This is a genomic window from Maribacter caenipelagi (genome assembly GCF_004364175.1).
GTDB lineage: Bacteria > Bacteroidota > Bacteroidia > Flavobacteriales > Flavobacteriaceae > Maribacter > Maribacter caenipelagi.
Window position 1 is genome coordinate 242,913 of the sequence record NZ_SNZW01000014.1, and the last position, 18,992, is coordinate 261,904.

Sequence of the window (18,992 nt, forward strand, 5' to 3'; positions counted from 1 at the left end):
CAATTACGGTTAGCGTATTTTGGCCAGGGCTTTTTCTCTCATAATTTGAGAAACCGGTTTGTTCTGTAAATGACTCTCTAACCATGATAATATATCCAAATACAAGAAAGCTCTTTTTTCATATGGATGATCTTCATACTTTTTAAGTTCAGTATACAGTTTTTGAAACTCTGCCTTTAGTTGATTTGGATAAATACCACCTAAACTTCTTAGAAACTTGATCATCTCTTTTTGCACTGCATGCATATCATTCATTTTCAAAAGAAACTTATATGTACTTTTCAATTGAACTTCTAAATGATAGTCCATACCTGCCTCATAGTGAGCTACTAAACTTAAAACACGTGCAAAACACATTAAGTCTTCACGCATCTTCAAATTCTTATTATCGATGATTTTTTTTAGATATTGAATACAGGTTTTATTATCTCCAACACCAAAATACAGACAAGCAATTTTATAATAAAGAACCATTACATGATGCACATCAATTCTATCCCTATGCTTATTAATGCCGTATTCAATAATCTTCACCAAGTACAAGCCTTTTTCGAAAGTACCTTCAAGAAAATGAAGGTTCAATTTATTGGCATTTAAATACATAAATACCAGCGAGTTAATATTATCGTTATCAGGAAAATCTTTTTCTTTGATGGTCGATTCTAAACGCTCTAAAACTTCTTTAAACTGCGAACTATATTGCACATAAAAAAGAGATTCTAGCAAATAGTGATTTCCTTTTAAAAAGAAAACAGGATTCAAATAGATCATGTCTTTATGATCATAGAATAAATCAACCCATTTACTGGCATATTTAAAACACGACAAGAAATCTTGAGTAAGAAAACTGTACCACAAATAGGCTTTATATAACCATAATTTTTCTCGAAAACCTAAATCCTCAATATTATACAGCGGTAGATGATCATTAAAATAAGTTTTCACTTTTTGATAATCTTCATCACTTCGTACATACCCTACTTTTAGCATCATTCCGTAAAGCTGTAAAGAAAGATTCGAGAGCTTACTGGTCATTACATTATGCCCAGACAATTCTTTTGCCTGTATAGCAAGTTCATCGGCACGATCAGGAATACTCCTTGTAATATACTGTGTTTCAATTATTTTCTCTAGTTCAACAATCTCATACGCTATATTCTTCTCTTCATTCTCAATGGCAATTCCTTTTACCTTATCCAATATTTTTAAACTTTGTTTATAAAGTCCTTTCTGATATAGTATTGTGGCAAAATCTAGTTGTTCTCGTATCTGAACCCTTATATTTTGGTTAACAGGATTTAATCTTAGACTAACTAATATCTGCTTGTATAAGTGTGCTTTAAGGTTAGAAAGCTGAGCTTTCTTAACAATACCACTTTCTAATATGGTCTTTTCGTCGTATTGCTTAATTTTATCTAATAAATTGAAGAGTGCCAAGAATTTGGCATCTGTATTTACACCTAATCTACCAACGTAAAGCTTGAATTGACGCTTTTCTGATTTAGAAAGTGATTTAACCAAAACGAACAAAGCATCTTTATGCGCATTTGTCATCGTAATAATAAGAGTTTAAGTAATTGTTATTCAATGTCTTACATACCTAAAAAACTGACTTAACGTTGTAAACAAGATAACAACTTTCAAGTAACTTGTATTTTAGGTTATATATTCGTTTGACGAGTAAAATTACGTAAATATAATGAGTAAAGAGATAGTACAAATATTTGACACTACTTTAAGAGATGGAGAGCAAGTACCGGGCTGTAAATTAGACCGGGAACAAAAATTGGTCATCGCTGAGCGCCTAGATTTACTGGGTGTTAATGTGATCGAAGCCGGTTTTCCTGTTTCTAGCCCGGGAGATTTTCAATCTGTCGAAGCCATAGCAAAGCTCGTTAAAAATGCTACAGTCTGTGGATTGACCCGTGCGGTCAAAAATGATATTGAAGTTGCCGCCGAAGCTCTGAAATATGCTAAAATTCCAAGAATTCATACTGGTATTGGTACATCTGACTCTCATATTAAATATAAATTCAATTCTAACAGAGATGCTATTATAGAACGGGCCGTCGATGCAGTTAAATATGCAAAGACTTTTGTTGAAGATGTTGAATTTTATGCCGAAGATGCCGGTCGTACAGATAATGAGTTTTTAGCTCGTGTTTGCGAAGCGGTTATAAAAGCAGGTGCAACCGTTTTGAATATTCCTGATACTACCGGGTATTGCTTGCCAGACGAATATGGCGCCAAAATAAAATATTTACGTGAAAATGTAAAAGGCATCGAAAAAGCCATTTTATCTTGTCATTGCCATAATGATTTAGGTTTGGCTACAGCAAATTCGATTTCTGGTGTCATAAATGGCGCAAGACAAATTGAATGTACCATTAACGGTATTGGTGAACGTGCAGGTAACACATCATTGGAAGAGGTTGTAATGATTTTACGCCAACACCCAGATTTAAATTATGATACTACCATTAATAGCAAATTACTTTATGATACCAGTTTAATGGTATCTAGAAAAATGGGAATGATGGTACAACCTAATAAAGCAATTGTCGGAGCAAATGCATTCGCACATAGTTCTGGAATACACCAAGACGGTGTTATAAAAAATAGAGAAACATATGAAATCATTGACCCTGCAGATGTAGGTGTCACCGAGTCTTCTATTGTTTTAACTGCCAGAAGTGGTAGAGCCGCCCTAGCTTATAGAGCTAAAATTGTAGGTTACGAGTTGACTAAAACTCAATTAGATGATGTTTATCAAGAGTTTTTAAAGTATGCCGATACAAGAAAAGAAGTAAAAGATGATGATATTCATCAAATTATTGAAACCTCAAATATAGATATACATAGTATAAGCTAATTATGCATTTAAACATTGCTGTTTTAGAAGGAGACGGAATTGGACCTGAGGTCGTAGCACAATCTATTAAGTGCTTACGTTCTGTTGAAGAAACTTTTGGCCATAGTTTTACCTTTCAAAAAGGACTCATTGGTGCTGCTGCAATTAAGGAGACCGGTAGCCCATTGCCAAAGGAAACTCTTAAACTTTGTAAAAGCACCGATGCTACCTTATTTGGAGCATTAGGACTACCCGAATTTGACGACAACCCAAAAGCAAAGGTTTGGCCCGAACAAGGACTATTAAAATTGCGTAAGGAATTAGGCTTATTTGCTAATATTAGACCCGTTAAAGTATTTCCGTCTTTAGTAAAGCAATCTCCCCTTTCAAAGGCTCAAGTACAAAATACAGACTTAGTAATCTTCAGAGAATTATCTGGAGGAATATACTATGGAGAGAAAACCATTGACGAGGAGAAAAATTCTGCAACAGATATTTGTACCTATACCGAATCTGAAATTAGCAGAATTGCGCATTTAGCTTTCAAATCTGCTCGCTCAAGAAAAAAGAAAGTTACACTTGTTGACAAAGCCAATGTGCTTGAAACTTCTCGTTTATGGAGACGTGTTGTTGGATCGATATCTGATAGTTATCCAGATGTAACACTTAACTGTCAATTTATTGATAACGCCGCAGTACAGATGGTTTTAAATCCGTCTCAATTTGATGTTATTTTAACTGACAATATGTTCGGGGACATTCTTTCTGACCAAGGTAGTGTCATTGCAGGTTCTATAGGACTTTTACCATCGGCCTCTGTCGGACTCAAGTATGCTATGTTTGAACCAATTCATGGTTCTTACCCAGATGCTGCAGGAAAAAACATTGCAAACCCAGTAGCTTCTATTTTAAGTATGGCTATGCTTTTGCAACATTTCAAAATGAACGAAGAGTCCAATGCCGTTGTAGCCGCAGTTTTAAAATCCTTTTCTAAGAAAATTGTGACGCCAGATATTTTAGGAAGTTCTAAATATGGCACCAACTATGTAGGTGACTTTATAGCCGACAATATCATGGAGCTAGATGGTAATTTTAGTATTAACGATGAAAATATAGGCTTAGGTAAATCTACTATTATCTAAATTATTCACTAAGCAACTCGGTCATTAATTCGTTAAAATCTTTTTTGAATTCAATAAATTTCTCACCTGTTGCAGGACCGTTAAATCCTGTGTGAATTTTTCGAACATTCCCCTTTTTATCAACAAATATGGTGGTTGGGTAAGAAAGTACATGGTTCAGCATCGGTAATTTTTCTTGTGCTTTTTGTTTATCATAAGTACCATACTGCGCCAATAAAATAGGATAATCTACCCCTATTCTTTCTTTTAATCGCTCAATACCTTCTATTGCAATTTCTTTGGTTTTTGCCGATTCAAAAGCCAAACCAATAACTTCAATATCATTGTTTTCTTCTAGATAATCTACCAAAAATTTAGTTTCATCTAAGCAATTTGGGCACCATGTACCCATTAGCTGAACAACCACCACCTTATCTTGATAAGTATCATCACTTAAAGAAATCAGATTTCCTTCTACATCTGGGAAAGTGAATGCCAATTTATCATATCCGTCGTTTAAAAAAGTTAGTGAATCAGGATTAGGCAATTCAAATCCGTCATTTCTTGTAGCAACAAAAGGCTCTTTAAAATGATTGCCAGAGTAAAAAACTCCATTCATGGTAGAATCGGTAACTCTTGCATTAAATAGAAATGCGTGGGCACCATCAAAAGCAGATAATTTTAACGAATCTCCATCAAGTATACCATCTAAATATCTATAATCTCCTGTTGTAGTTCTAAAAGTACCTGTAACTCGATTATCTTCTTGCAAGAAAATACCCTTACCCACATATTCCTCTTTTAAATCTGGACTAAAATATGTTTCCCAAATACCGGTTACATTACGGTTAGTACTCTCATTCTTAGCTTTAAACCTATCTTCTGAACCAAATATAGCCTTGAATGGCACTATTCTATCTAAACTTTCTTTTATAAACTGACCTTGTATTGAATTTTCGGTGAAAGTACCCGCCAAATATCCTTCGAAGACAGGTGTCTGCATAATGATAGAATCACCCTTAATTTCAATTTCATCTACATCAATTACCTCTTCCGCATTAAAAATTTGCATTGCATAAATGCCATCGTCCTTTTTATTGACTTTTAAATTAAAAGGTAATACTTGGCTATCCATTACATCTAACTCAACAAGCCAAATACCCTCAGATAAATTTAAATTTTGTCTATTCTCTTTACATCCAATCAATAACATTAAAATGGATAGTACTACAATACTACATCTCATAGTTCATTTTTAATTTAACTTCTAATAAACAATTAAAATGGCAGAATTAAAAATTAAAATAAAGACTTCATAGCTTATTGAATGTATACGGGCATTGTTTTATCTTTGCAACCTATAAATTTTTTGAATGAAAATATCATATAACTGGCTTAAACAGTTCATACAAATAGATTGGGAATCACAAAAAACCAGTGAACTTTTAACCGATTTAGGTTTAGAGGTTGAAGGTGTTGAAAAATTTGAATCTGTTAAAGGCGGATTAAAAGGTATCGTTGTGGGTCACGTATTAAGTTGCGAAAAACACACAAATGCCGACAAGTTAAATGTCACAATGGTAGATATTGGCTTAGAAGCGCCTGTACAAATTGTTTGTGGAGCTAAGAATGTTGCCGCCGGACAAAAAGTACCTGTAGCTACAATTGGCACAACATTATACACTGCCGAAGGTGAAGCTTGGACCATTAAAAAAGGAAAGATAAGAGGAGAAGAAAGCTTTGGGATGATCTGTGCCGAAGACGAATTGGGTCTTGGTAGCAGTCACGATGGTATAATGGTGCTTGATAAATATTTAAAAGTCGGAACTCCATGTTCAGAAGTTTTTGAAATTGAAGAAGATGAAGTTTTTGAAATTGGCTTAACGCCAAACCGTGCAGATGCCATGAGTCATTTTGGTGTAGCAAGAGATTTAAAAGCAGGACTTAAACAAAAGGAAATCACCAAAGAACTGATTACTCCTTCTACAAGTCATTTTAATATTAACGATAGATCGCTTAAAATTGATGTTGATGTATTAAAAACTGAATTGGCTCCGCGTTACTGCGGCGTTACTTTAAGTAATTTAATTGTTCAACCCTCGCCTACCTGGCTTCAAAATAGACTTAAATCTATAGGTCTTACGCCAAAGAACAACGTCGTAGATGCTACAAATTATGTACTGCACGAACTTGGGCAACCACTACACGCTTTCGATGCCAGTAAAATAAAGGGAAATAAAATTTTGGTTCAGACTTTACCGAAAGGCACCAAATTTACAACGCTAGATGGTATTGAAAGAACCTTGCATGAAGATGACTTAATGATTTGTGACACCGAAAAACCTTTGTGTTTAGCAGGTGTATTTGGCGGGTTAGGATCCGGAGTAACTGAAGAAACTACATCTATATTTTTAGAGAGCGCATACTTTAATCCGGTTTCTATTAGAAAGTCAGCCAAAAGGCATGGTTTGAATACAGATGCTTCATTTAGATTTGAACGTGGTATTGATATTGAAAATGTAGAGTACAGTTTAAAACGTGCAGCGTTATTAATTAAAGAAATTGCAGGTGGCGAAATAACATCTGACATTTATGACCTATACCCTAAAAAGCATCCTAATTTTGAGGTCTTTCTTGCATTTGAAAAAATAAACAAATTAATAGGTCAAGAAATACCACAAGACACTATTAAATCTATATTGGCATCTCTTGAAATCAAGGTTAAAAATGTTACAGAATCTGGTATGGGTCTTGAAGTACCTTCTTACCGTGTTGATGTGCAACGCCAAGTAGATGTTATAGAAGAGATTTTAAGAGTTTATGGTTACAATAATGTAGCTTTTAGCCAAAAGCTGAATGCCTCTATTGCAATCACTGAAGCAACGGCAGACCACACCATACAAAACACTATTGGTAACTCGCTTGCAGCGAAAGGTTATTTTGAAATCTTAACCAATAGTTTAACTAACCCTGATTATACCACACTATTAGACGATAAGGATGAAGAACGTAGGTCTATAGAAATTATCAATCCATTAAGTGGTGATCTTTCTGTATTGCGTAGAACCTCTTTGTTCTCTGCTTTAGAAACTGCCAGCTATAACATTAACAGAAGAAGAAGTAGTTTAAAACTTTTCGAATTTGGCAAAACATACTACTCCAAAGGTGATAAACGAATAGAACCAAAATATCTAAGTATTTTATTAACAGGAAATTCCGTTCATGATAACTGGACGACAAAAGCTGTGCCAGCGAACTTTTTTGAATTAAAGTCTATTGTTATGTCGGTATTATTAAGACTTGGCTTGTCCGATTTGAAAAGTGAGCCTACCACTTCTACAATTTTCTCAGAAGGCTTAACATTTACGAACAAGAAAAAACAATTGGTTTCTTTCGGATTGATTAAAAAATCTATTTTAAAACATTTTGATATAAAACAAGATATATTATTTGCCGATTTTGATTGGGGAGCTGTTTTAAAGCAAATTTCGATAGCACCGATCACTTTTAAAGAAATACCCAAGCACCCAGAAGTAAAAAGAGATTTTGCTTTATTATTAGATAATAAAGCAACTTATCGTGAACTGCATGACCTTGCTTTTGGTACAGAGCGTAAATATTTAAAGGATATGACTCTTTTTGATGTATATGAAGGTGAAAATTTACCAGAAGGCAAGAAGTCGTATGCAGTGAGCTTTACTTTACAAGATGATAAAAGCACTTTGACCGAAAAGCAAATAGAAAAAATTATGTCTAAATTACAAAGTACTTACGAACGTAATTTAGGAGCGACACTTCGTTAATTACAGCATTTTTTCTGGAACAAAAACGGTGTCAACTTCATGAATGATGCCGTTAGATTGATTAGAATCTGCCGTCGTAATTATGGCACTGTTACCAGATTTATCGGTAAGTACAATGTCTATACCTTTCATGGTCGCCGTTATTTTTTCACCTTGAATAGTAGTGAATTTTGCGATACCATTACCTCTACACATTGCTTTTAAAATACTAGAAGCCGATAATTTATCTGCTATTATATGATAAGAAAGCATAGCCTTTAATGCTTTCTTATTTTCTGGATCAAATAACTTATCAATAGTAGCTTTTGATAGCTTTTCGAATGCAAGGTTCGATGGTGCAAAAACAGTAAATTCTCCCGTATAACCTAAAACCTTGTCTAGATTTGTAGCTTGAAGTGCGTTCAATAATGAAGAATGATTTTCGAAGGTTGCCGTGCGTTCAATAATAGACTTTTCCGATTGAATAGTTGATATTAAGTTTTCAAATTTAAAATCAATCAAATTGTCCTGTGCATAGGTCTGAACTCCTAAAAATAGGGCACACAGGGACACGAGGGATGTCCATTTTTTCATAATAGTCGGTTCTTAAGGGGCAAATGTTCTAAAAATCGATAAACGGTTCGATTTCGTCGTCAATATACAATTAGATGTCTTTGACACCTAGCATAAATTATGACATAAGTGGGTTTTAACATTTTATTAACTTTTAATTAAGTTAAACAAGATTTTGATAAAATCACTAATTGATTAACTTTGAGTGTATTGCTAAAAAAAAGAACATGTTGCTATCTAAAACAAACATTGAAGAAAAGCTGACCAAAGTTAGAAATGGACAGATTTTATCAGAAGATGAAAGAATGAAAGAGGTGCATAATATTCTTTCAAATCTAGACGCTGAATTTGATAGAATTGAGCAAAACGTAACAACAAGTAAGGGTGTACCTATTAATAAATTTAATTTTGAAATATTAGAAAGTTCTAAAATTTATCACATTGACGAAATCAAACAAATTTGTATAGATTATCGATTACGTTTTTTAGATACTTCATATTTTAAAGGATCAATCCCTGCAGAAGCGTTGTCAAAAATTAAAAGTCTAGAAAAAGAACATAACCTAGAAATAAAAGGATTCAAAATTATAGCGCCTTCTAAGCTCTTTAAACTTGAAGATAAAGATGATCCTTTGCTATTTGCCCCCATCGGAAATGGTTATCATTATTTAATACATCAATGGGGAAATGACCTTCACCCTTTACGTAAGTTTTTAATGTGGCCCTTTAAGAGCATTGTAAATCTTGCCATTTTAGTTTTATTAATGAGTTTCATTACAACAATGATGATACCAGACGGACTATTCTCCAAATCGAATTCAAATGCTCAATTTTGGATTCTAAACTTCTTTATGTTCAAGTGTATTGCTTCTGTTGTAATTTTCTATGGATTTGCGATGGGCAAAAACTTTAATCCAGCTATTTGGAACAGTAAATACTTCAACAGTTAATTGAGGTCAATTTATTTGACAAATATGGTTTTTGGAACGCCCTCTAAATCTATATTATCAATTAATTTGAAATCGGGAGCTGGAGTGATTCTTAGAATTCCACCTTTGTCTATATGTCCTTTTTTCTGATAGCCTATTAAAACATAATTGTTTTTCTCATCATACGCTATTGATGTTGTTTGTGCTATGCTGTATTTGATATTCAATTCAGCTTCAGTTAAGAAATTTTCAAACAGATACACTACAGTACTATTTTTTTCAAAGTCATATATTGCAGGCACCTCTTCAATTTCAGCATTTGGCATTTTTTTATGAAAATAAAATTTACCAGCACTATCAATGAAAAAATCATTTGTTGTTATGAAGCCAGGTTCGGTATCCTCACCATAAGTCGTGTACAACTTATCTAAAGTTTTGGGATTTAAAGTAGTATGATACTCCGGATAACTAATAATTACTTCCCCAGAATTGTTGGTAAATAAACGCTGTGCATCTAAACCTAAATCCAATTCCATTAAAACTTCACTATTATCGAGATCAATTACCGATAAATGAAATTCATCACTTACAAATTCATTTAACGTCAATACAAATAATCGATTTGATGATATAACGATTTCCATTGGTTTCTTATCCAAAGAAATTTCCTCTGGACTAACTGATCCTTGAATAAGCTGATTTATACGAACAATAAATTGCTTATCCTTCCCTAATAACTCTCTTTCATAAGCAACTGCGGCAAGCTCATTTGAAAATGCCATTGTAAGTACATTTATAGAACATACATCTATATCGCTAAATAAGGCTACTGATTGAGAAGCGGAATTTTCTGCATTAAACCACTGAAATGTTGCCTGACAATTAGTTGAAGAATAATAGCCTAAATCGTTTGATGTACGATATTTTAGAGCATTAGACGGAACATTGCTAAATAAGTTAACGTTGCTTTTTACAGTAAATTCCTCATTAGCAGATGCTACAACAACACCATTTAATTGATTGTTATTTTGTAAAAAAACTGTGTAGTCAACTTGTGCACTAGTAGCGATTTCTTCTTCAACTGGTTCAGAAGATTTTTCACATGCAAAGAAACTAAAGGCCAGCACAAAGCAAGCCACATATTTGTAGGTTTTCATAAAACATCGATTTGGGTTAATCTATTCTATGCTTAATTAGCGTACATTTTGTTACGCTGATCTTTTAATGCCTTGTCAGACATATACTCATCAAACGTTGAATACCTATCAATGTTGCCTTTAGGAGTTAATTCTATGATTCTATTTGCAACGGTTTGTGCAAACTCATGATCATGTGTAGTCAACATTACAGTACCCTTAAAATTCTTAAGAGAATTATTAAACGCCGTAATGCTTTCTAGATCCAAGTGGTTAGTTGGTTCATCTAACATTAATACGTTAGCACGCATCAACATCATTCTACTTAACATACAACGTACTTTTTCTCCTCCAGATAGTACTGTACATTTTTTAAGTGCTTCTTCTCCACTAAATAACATTTTACCTAAGAAACCGCGAATGTAAACTTCTTCGCGCTCTTCTTCTGTTTTAGCATATTGGCGTAACCAATCTACCAAGTTAATATTACCGGTAAAGAAGTCTGAATTGTCTGCAGGCAAATACGATTGTGTAGTAGTTATACCCCACTGAAAAGTACCTTTATCTGCTTTTTTGTTTCCATTGATGATATCATAAAATGCTGATGTAGCTCTGGAGTCTCTTGAGATTATAGCAATCTTATCGCCTTTTGCCAAGTTGATGTTTACATTGCTGAATAATAGCTCACCCTCGTCGGTTGAAGCAGAAAGTCCTTCTACATTCAAAATCTGATCACCAGCTTCACGCTCTCGATCAAAAATAATTGCAGGATACCTACGGCTTGATGGTTTAATATCATCAACTTTTAATTTAGAAAGCATTTTTTTACGAGAAGTAGCTTGCTTACTTTTTGCGACGTTTGCACTAAAACGAGCAATAAATTCTTGTAATTCTTTTGCTTTTTCTTCAGCCTTCTTATTCTGTTGCGCACGTTGACGAGCTGCTAACTGACTACTCTCGTACCAAAATGTATAGTTACCAGAATATAAATTCAGTTTTCCGAAATCAATATCACCTATGTCAGTACATACCGTATCCAAAAAGTGACGGTCATGACTTACTACTATAACCGTATTTTCATAATCTGCCAAGAAATTCTCTAACCAACTGATCGTTTCATAATCCAAGTCGTTGGTAGGTTCATCCATAATCAATACATCAGGATTACCGAATAACGCTTGTGCCAAAAGTACACGTACCTTTAATTTAGAATCAAGCTCAGACATTAAAGTAGAATGCAAATCTGCACTAATACCTAAATTCGAAAGTAATGCAGCTGCGTTGCTATCGGCGTTCCAACCGTTCATTTCTTCAAACTTCACCTGCAGCTCCCCTATTCTATCTGCATTTTTATCATCGTAATCAGCATAAAGTGCATCGATTTCCTTTTTAATCTCATATAAAGGCTTGTTACCCATTACCACCGCTTCTAATACAGTAAAATCATCAGCTGAGTTATGGTTCTGTTCTAATATTGACATTCTCTTACCAGGCTCTAAATGAACATGACCAGAAGTAGGATCCATTTGCCCAGCAAGAATCTTCAAAAAAGTAGATTTACCGGCACCATTGGCACCAATAATACCATAGCAATTACCTTGGGTAAAAGCAACGTTTACTTCATCGAACAATACTCGTTTTCCAAATTGAACAGAAAGATTAGAAACAGATAACATAGAAACAAAATTTTAAAAATCCGTGCAAAAATACTGAATTTCTAGGCTTACACTGCCTAGTTTACCATCAAATTCAACAAAAGATTATTAAGTTAGCGGTTGACAACATTTAACTAGCTATTAACAACATCTGGTGATTAGGTTTGTTATTTTTGACTATCACCAGTCCCATATACTATATGATAAGAATTTTACTCTCTACCTGCGTAGCCTTATTAGTGGGTTGTTCCTCCACAAAAAAAGATTCTGAAACAGTACTGTTTGCTGGTGAGATAGTGAACCCCACTAGTGACCAAGTTATTTTATTAAAAGGCGGCGTAAAGGTTGATTCTGCTAAGATTGATGACAAAAACCGTTTCAAGTTTAAGCTTTCTTCTATTGAAAATGGTTTGTACCACTTTAATTTGGCTCCAGAACATCAATATGTTTATTTAGAAAAAGGTGATAGTCTTATGGTTAGACTTAACACCATTTATTTTGATGAGTCTTTAGTTTTTTCTGGTAGTAATGAAGAAACCAATAATTTTCTATTAGAACTATTTTTAGCCACTGAAGAAGAAGATTCTTCTATGTATTCTGAATACTACGAATTAGAACCGGCAGACTTCGTAGATAAAATAGAAAATTTAAGACAAGATAAAGTTGCTAAACTAAACGAGTTAAATTCTGAAAATTTAATTTCTGAAGAAGCAATCAAGTTATTAAACGGTAGTATAAATTACACGTATAACAGATACAAAGAAATTTATCCATTTCAACATAAAAGAAAAACTGCCGAAGAAAATTTTCATAGTCTACCTAAAAATTTCTACTCGTACAGAGATAAAATAAATTACGATGACCATACACTTACATATTTAAGACCGTATTACGATTTTATGAAAGCTCATTTTGGTAACTTATCTTACATGAGCTGTAAAAATGAGTGCAACAATGCTCATGGTGACGAAAACAAACAATTACATTATAAGAAACATAAATTACACTTAATCGACAGTCTTGTTATTGAGAAAGAGTTAAGAGATAATCTTTTTAGAAATGTAGCATTTGATTATTTATTAAAGAAAAAGGATGCCCCTGAAAACACAGAAATATTCTTAACCGAATTTAAGAAAGTCTCAAAAAACAATATGCATATTGAAGAAATTGAAAACTTGTATCAAGGTATTGCAAATCTTCAACCAACAAAAGTAATTCCAGATTTAGATGTTATTACATTTAATAATGAAAGTAAAACGCTAACTGAAATAGCGGCAGATAAAAAAGTCATGTTTTATTTCTGGTCTGGTACTAACAAAAAACAATACTTAGAGATTTTTAAAAGAATTGCAGTTCTAAAAGAAAAAAGACCAGACCACGAATTAATAGGTATTAATATTAAAACCGATTTTGATCAGTGGAAAACTATAATTGCCACCCTTGGTGTAGATTCTTCATTACAATACCACAGCAACGATTTCAAAGAGCTTACTGAGAAACTAGTGCTTTACCCAATGAATAAAGCTATTATTACAGATAATGCAGTAATAGTAGATGGATTTTCTAATATATACAAGAAATAAAAAAGTATTAGTAATTAAGAACTATGCCCTTCAAGCAATTTCTCAAACCAAAGACCTGGTAATAAACTCTTGAGCGTTAAGGAGAATTTTTGAATAAATGAACCTACTTTGTAATGAGGTTTAGGGTTTTTAGTTTCTATGATCTTAACAATCTTCTTAGCCACATCAGCTGGATCACCACCACTATCTACATCTGCATCTATCGCTTCTAATGTATCCTTATAGGCACTTCTGTATGCTGAATTTTCATATACCGGGGTATGATATCTACCCGAAGCTATGTTAGTTGCAAAATCGCCAGGCGCCAATGTTGTTAGCTTCACGCCAAAAGCTTTGGTTTCCATTCTGTAACTCTCGGTCACAATTTCTAATGCTCCTTTCGAAGCGGAATAGATTCCTCTAAATGGTAAGCCCATATACCCTGCAATAGAGGTTATATTAATGATAAGACCTTTTTTCTGCTCTCGCATAACTGGCAAAACAGTATTCATCACATTTAATGGTCCGTTGAAATTTGTTGCAAAGGCTTTTAAAACTTCTTCATGTGGAGTTTCTTCCATAGGTCCGGTAATACCTACACCTGCATTATTTATCAATACATCAATTCTATGTTCAAGCTCAAGTAATGATGCAATACAACCTTTAATAGTCTCTTCTTTTCTAACATCCATCTCTAGAAGTGGAAAATCAGAAAATGACGGATATTTACTCTTGTTACGTGTGGTACCGTAAACTATATACTCTTTTTCTTTTAAATGTATGCCTATTGCTTTGCCAATACCTGAAGATCCACCTGTAATTAGTACTACTTTTGTTTTCATTTTATAGAAAATAAGCGATGCTAAATATTATACCGAATTGGTTTTGAATATGTTACCTTAAATTTAAAAATTTCACTTTAAGGCACAAAAAAAGGCAAGCTACCTACATCGCACCGCTACGACCGTATACCCTTGCTGCGTTCCCACCCTGGGGGATTCTACAGGAGCTGGTCGTGTAGGACTTGCCAGGTGCAAATATACAATCTTTTAAAACTTTGACAATCCTTTAGTTTCTAATTTTTATGAATTAAATTGCCTATTAATAACAAGAAACTCTTCTTGCACTCACGTATTACATAAACTTAAATACCCATTTTCTTAATGAAAATTGTAAATTTTTTCTGTATCGCTCTTATTACCAGTTTGTTTAACGCTTGCGGCAGTGGCAATCAAAAACCATCTTCCCTATTCGAAATTAGCTTAGAAAAAAATGCAAGCCAAGTTAATTTGAACCAAGAAATAGGCATTAGTATTAAAAATAAAAAGGAAAAACAGATAGAAAGTGTTGAATATAGCATTGATGGCAACAAAATTCCGGTCAATAATGATAAAATTAAAATTGATTTACCCACATTAGGAAACAAAATTCTAACTGCGAAAATTACTTTTGATGGTGAAACTGTCGACATCAACAAAAACCTAAAAGTACTTTCTGAGAAGGCTCCTGAAATTTACACCTACACTATTATCAATGAATACCCACACGATACTAAAGCTTATACACAAGGACTAGAATTTTATAATGACACCTTATATGAGTCTACAGGTAAAAAGGGACAATCTTTCTTGAGAAAATTAGATTTTAAAACTGGAGAAGTTTTTGAACAAATAGATTTGGACGAAACTTATTTTGGAGAAGGTATAACTATATTAAACAATAAAATCTATCAGCTTACGTGGCAAAGCGGTCTAGGTTTTATATACGACTTAAACTCTTTTAAAAAGTTGGACAATTTTCAGTACGGAAAAAGTCGTGAAGGCTGGGGATTAACAAACGATGGTTCTAAAATTTTCAAAAGCGATGGGACAGAAAAAATATGGTTTGTGAATCCGAATACTATGACCGAAGAAGGCTACATAGAAACGGTCACCAATTCATCTATATTTAATTCGGCCAATGAACTAGAATACGTTAATGGTAAAATTTATGCCAACGTTTATCAAAAACCTAGTGTCATGATTATTGACAGTAAAACAGGTGCAATTGAAGGAGTTATCAATTTTAGTGGCTTAAGTGATATCATTACTAAAACTGAAAATTGGGATAAAACAAATTATGTACTTAACGGTATAGCGTATCACCCAGAACGTAAAACATTTTTTGTTACGGGTAAGTTCTGGGACAAAATGTTTGAAGTGCAAATAGAGAAAAAATAGAAATATGGCATTTCAAAAAGAGATTGTTGTTTCGCATGACGATTTAGACGATTTAAACCACGTAAACAATGTGCGCTATGTACAGTGGATACAGGATATTTCTAAAGAACACTGGCAAACAGTTGCAACCGCAAAAATGCAGCAAGATGTTATTTGGGTAGTATTAACTCATCATATAGAATATAAGCGGGCAGCAGTATTAGATGATCTAATTGTTGTATCAACGCATATAGAATCTAGTTCTGGTGCCAAATGTGTTAGAATTGTTGAGATGAAACACGGCAAGACCAACAAATTACTGGTTAGGTCAAGTACAGAATGGTGTCTTCTTGATAGTAAGTCTTATAGACCGATACGAATTCCTGAAGAGATCAAAGAAATTTTCCTTTAACTTAGATGAAGTAAAACCTTTTATCGTGCGCCTTAGAATCTTAACTATACTCACTATTTTATTCACTATTCTTTGGAGCGCCTCGTGTAGAAAAGATTTTGAGTACGCTTCAAGTAACGGACATCTTTCGTTTTCTAAAGATACCGTTTACCTAGACACGGTTTTCTCAAATATTGGGAGCAGTACGTATACTTTAAAAGTGTATAACGATACTAAAGATGATATTATCATACCTACTATTTCTCTTAAAAACGGCGTTAATAGTTTTTACAGATTAAATGTTGACGGTGTTGCGGGCAAAGAATTCGAGAACATTCCCCTTTACGCAGAAGACAGTCTTTTTGTTTTAATAGAAACAACGATTGATATTAGCGACGATTCACTCAACGAATTACTGTATACAGATGCTATTCAATTTGACAGCGAACCCTTTCAACAATCGGTTGAATTGGTGACTCTAGCTAAAGATGCTATATTCTTATATCCCAGCGACACCAATGAAATTGAAGCTGAGACTATTACTTTATATAATGATGAATCTGGCAACCCCATTGAGATAGCAGGCTTCTTAATACCTGATAATCATTTAAATTTTAAAAAAGAGAAGTCATATATAGTCTACGGATATGCTATTATTCCCAAAGGCAAAGAACTTATAATTGACCAAGGAGCTCGAGTATATTTTCACCAAAACTCAGGTATTTTAGTACAAGATGAATCAACGATTACAATAAATGGTAGATTGAGTACTGATGTTGAGCTTTTAGAAAATGAAGTTATATTTGAAGGAGATCGATTAGAACCTGAATTTGAGGATATTACTGGTCAATGGGGAACTATTTGGATAAGTGCCGGAAGCAAAAACAATGCAATCAATCATTTAACCATTAAGAACGCTGAAATAGGTTTATTCGTAGAAGGGCAAGAGAACGAAGCAGAAGAAACTTTGACCATAACAAACAGTCGCATTTTCAACAGCGCAACATATAACCTCTGGACTAAAAACGCCAACGTAATTGCTACCAATATTATATTAGGCGGTGCAGGCAATTCTTCACTTTTTATTGAGAATGGCGGCCACTATTTATTTACACATGCCACTATTGCAAACTACTGGAACAAAGGCTTTCGATTTAACGCCAGTTTGGTTATAAGCAATTCATCGATTACTGTTCCAAATAGCGGATTTGATTTATTGGCTGCTGATTTTAAAAACTGTATCATTGACGGTAATAGCTCTAATGAAATTTCGCTTCAGAGCAATAATCAAAATTCTTTCAACTTTAGTTTTCAAAATTGTTATATCAAATTCAATGAAAATCAATCTTCTACAGAGAATAATATATTTTATGATTTTGAAAGCGACGTCCACTACCCTAATGTTATATTAAATGGAGAATTAGATTATTTTAAACCATTCGATAATGATTTTAGAATAGGGCTAGATTCTGAAGTTATAAATAAAGGTGATTTAAATACTGCGAATTCTGCGCCTTTAGATATCATTGAAACAACAAGAATACCTAATCCAGATTTGGGTGCATATCAAGCCATCGAGAAGGAATTTTGATCATATTACGAGAATAAATGAAAGATTTTTCTCTCACAAGCCCCGTGAATACTGATTTTATCAATATATCCTCACTTTTTATAAGGACATTCTAGGTCTACCTTTTCTTACCTATGTTTAATTTCGTAGTATACGCTATTTCATTTGAATTATACTTATACCATAATCGACTCTGATGCTGTTTCAAATTTGCAGTTACATGCATTTTTGGAAGAATATGGTGACTTTGAGTGTATAAATACCACTAACAATCCTTCCAACGGATTAAATGATATATTAAAGTACTCTCCTGATATTGTTTTTATCAATCTTAACAATGACTATTCTTCTGTATTTTTAATGGTTACTGAAATTCATCAATACATGAATCAGTTACCTATCTTAATTGGTATTGCATCTACAAAGAGTTATGCGTACGATGCCATAAAAAATGGGTTCTTCGATTATTGGCTACAACCATTTAATGAGTTCGATATTCGCAAATCATTATTGAAATTACAAAAACGGATGCCAAAAGAAAAAGCCCCCGTTACAATATGTCTTAAATCATACAACGATTTTCAATACCTCAATACCTACGATATTCTTTATTTAAAGGCAGATAACAATACAACCGAGTTTTTCATGAAAGACGGTACAATTATAAACGCCTATAAGACGTTAAAGACTTTTGAAAATACTTTGCCCGATAATTTTATACGTGTTCACCAAAGTTATATTGTAAACACGAGTTATGTTTCTCGTATCAACTTCGGAAAATCTATCTGCGCAATTAAAGCGGTAAAAGAGAACATTCCTTTTTCAAAAACATACAGAGAGAATATGAACAACCTCAAGAATATTCTTTCAAAAAACACCTTTTCCTCCTTAAATTAAAGAATTCTCTCACAACTGGTTCGTATACTAGCAGAATTAGGTCATCTACTTAAGACCTAAAATTTAGCATTCTTTGCTCAATGAACACTATTACTTTAGCTATATCATAAACCAAAAACCCCTAATAAAAAGAGACAATATGAAAAAAGTTACAAGTATTTTAGCCGTTGCAATGATGACAATAGGTATGGCAACATCAATTATTCAAAACACAGCTAGTGAATTTGACTTTATTAACGATATTTCTAACGCTTTAACCTGTGATGATTGTGACGCTCCATTAGGAGATAGAAAACCGCCAAAAGGGATTGCATAAATAAAATCTAT

General features: G+C 33.5%; 16 protein-coding genes and 1 other RNA gene. 10 read left to right on the forward strand and 7 right to left on the reverse strand.

Translation table 11 applies throughout. The features are described 5' to 3' along the window. Window positions 1-9: 9 nt before the first annotated feature. Window positions 10-1,554: a hypothetical protein gene (locus tag DFQ03_RS09090; protein WP_133672859.1), complete on the reverse strand. Its 1,545-nt coding sequence runs from the start codon at window positions 1,552-1,554 to the stop codon at window positions 10-12. Window positions 1,555-1,699: 145 nt separating this feature from the next. Between DFQ03_RS09090 and DFQ03_RS09095 the strand changes: the two genes are divergently transcribed. Further along, window positions 1,700-2,872 carry a 2-isopropylmalate synthase gene (locus DFQ03_RS09095; protein WP_133672860.1) on the forward strand — a complete coding sequence of 391 codons (1,173 nt, stop codon included), beginning with the start codon at window positions 1,700-1,702 and terminating at the stop codon, window positions 2,870-2,872. Window positions 2,873-2,874: 2 nt separating this feature from the next. Beyond that, entirely contained in the window at window positions 2,875-3,993 is a 1,119-nt protein-coding gene (gene leuB, locus DFQ03_RS09100) for a 3-isopropylmalate dehydrogenase (protein WP_133672861.1), read from the forward strand. 1 nt (window position 3,994) lies between these two features. Here leuB and DFQ03_RS09105 read toward each other — a convergent pair whose 3' ends face one another. Beyond that, entirely contained in the window at window positions 3,995-5,218 is a 1,224-nt protein-coding gene (locus DFQ03_RS09105) for a TlpA family protein disulfide reductase (protein ID WP_133672862.1), read from the reverse strand. A gap of 127 nt (window positions 5,219-5,345) precedes the next feature. Between DFQ03_RS09105 and pheT the strand changes: the two genes are divergently transcribed. Then, window positions 5,346-7,775, forward strand: a complete 2,430-nt coding sequence (gene pheT, locus DFQ03_RS09110) for a phenylalanine--tRNA ligase subunit beta (protein WP_133672863.1) — start codon at window positions 5,346-5,348, stop codon at window positions 7,773-7,775. On the opposite strand, the gene DFQ03_RS09115 is transcribed toward pheT, so the two are convergent. Beyond that, window positions 7,776-8,348 carry a fasciclin domain-containing protein gene (locus tag DFQ03_RS09115; RefSeq protein WP_133672864.1) on the reverse strand — a complete coding sequence of 191 codons (573 nt, stop codon included), beginning with the start codon at window positions 8,346-8,348 and terminating at the stop codon, window positions 7,776-7,778. Between the two features lie 206 nt (window positions 8,349-8,554). On the opposite strand from DFQ03_RS09115, the gene DFQ03_RS09120 reads away from it, so the two are divergent. Further along, window positions 8,555-9,277: a hypothetical protein gene (locus tag DFQ03_RS09120; protein WP_133672865.1), complete on the forward strand. Its 723-nt coding sequence runs from the start codon at window positions 8,555-8,557 to the stop codon at window positions 9,275-9,277. A gap of 11 nt (window positions 9,278-9,288) precedes the next feature. Here the strand turns inward: DFQ03_RS09120 and DFQ03_RS09125 are convergent, their stop codons facing one another. Further along, window positions 9,289-10,413, reverse strand: a complete 1,125-nt coding sequence (locus tag DFQ03_RS09125) for a hypothetical protein (protein ID WP_133672866.1) — start codon at window positions 10,411-10,413, stop codon at window positions 9,289-9,291. A 32-nt stretch (window positions 10,414-10,445) separates the two neighbouring features. Continuing rightward, window positions 10,446-12,068, reverse strand: a complete 1,623-nt coding sequence (locus tag DFQ03_RS09130; protein WP_133672867.1) for an ABC-F family ATP-binding cassette domain-containing protein — start codon at window positions 12,066-12,068, stop codon at window positions 10,446-10,448. A 179-nt stretch (window positions 12,069-12,247) separates the two neighbouring features. Here DFQ03_RS09130 and DFQ03_RS09135 point away from each other — a divergent pair, with 179 nt between their 5' ends. After that, window positions 12,248-13,630, forward strand: coding sequence for a transaldolase (locus DFQ03_RS09135; RefSeq protein ID WP_133672868.1), 1,383 nt, complete (start codon window positions 12,248-12,250; stop codon window positions 13,628-13,630). Window positions 13,631-13,644: 14 nt separating this feature from the next. Here the strand turns inward: DFQ03_RS09135 and DFQ03_RS09140 are convergent, their stop codons facing one another. Then, the gene (locus tag DFQ03_RS09140; protein WP_133672869.1) at window positions 13,645-14,451 is read right to left on the reverse strand and encodes an SDR family oxidoreductase; all 807 of its coding nucleotides are present in this window, start codon (window positions 14,449-14,451) and stop codon (window positions 13,645-13,647) included. An 89-nt stretch (window positions 14,452-14,540) separates the two neighbouring features. Then, window positions 14,541-14,639, reverse strand: an RNA gene (ffs, locus tag DFQ03_RS09145) — signal recognition particle sRNA small type. Window positions 14,640-14,772: 133 nt separating this feature from the next. Between ffs and DFQ03_RS09150 the strand changes: the two genes are divergently transcribed. The 5 genes from DFQ03_RS09150 to DFQ03_RS18805 all read left to right on the forward strand — a co-directional run bounded on the left by DFQ03_RS09150 (window position 14,773) and on the right by DFQ03_RS18805 (window position 18,981). Continuing rightward, on the forward strand, window positions 14,773-15,828 hold the full coding sequence (locus DFQ03_RS09150) for a glutaminyl-peptide cyclotransferase (protein WP_133672870.1): 1,056 nt from the start codon (window positions 14,773-14,775) through the stop codon (window positions 15,826-15,828). Window positions 15,829-15,832: 4 nt separating this feature from the next. Next, window positions 15,833-16,219: an acyl-CoA thioesterase gene (locus DFQ03_RS09155; RefSeq protein ID WP_133672871.1), complete on the forward strand. Its 387-nt coding sequence runs from the start codon at window positions 15,833-15,835 to the stop codon at window positions 16,217-16,219. 25 nt (window positions 16,220-16,244) lie between these two features. Next, a complete protein-coding gene (locus DFQ03_RS09160; RefSeq protein WP_133672872.1) occupies window positions 16,245-17,789 on the forward strand; it encodes a hypothetical protein in 1,545 nt (514 codons plus the stop codon). Window positions 17,790-17,933: 144 nt separating this feature from the next. Further along, complete coding sequence (locus tag DFQ03_RS09165) at window positions 17,934-18,665, forward strand: LytR/AlgR family response regulator transcription factor (RefSeq protein ID WP_133672873.1); 732 nt, start codon at window positions 17,934-17,936, stop codon at window positions 18,663-18,665. A gap of 139 nt (window positions 18,666-18,804) precedes the next feature. Beyond that, window positions 18,805-18,981, forward strand: coding sequence for a hypothetical protein (locus DFQ03_RS18805; protein WP_166637457.1), 177 nt, complete (start codon window positions 18,805-18,807; stop codon window positions 18,979-18,981). The last annotated feature ends 11 nt before the right edge of the window (window positions 18,982-18,992 follow it).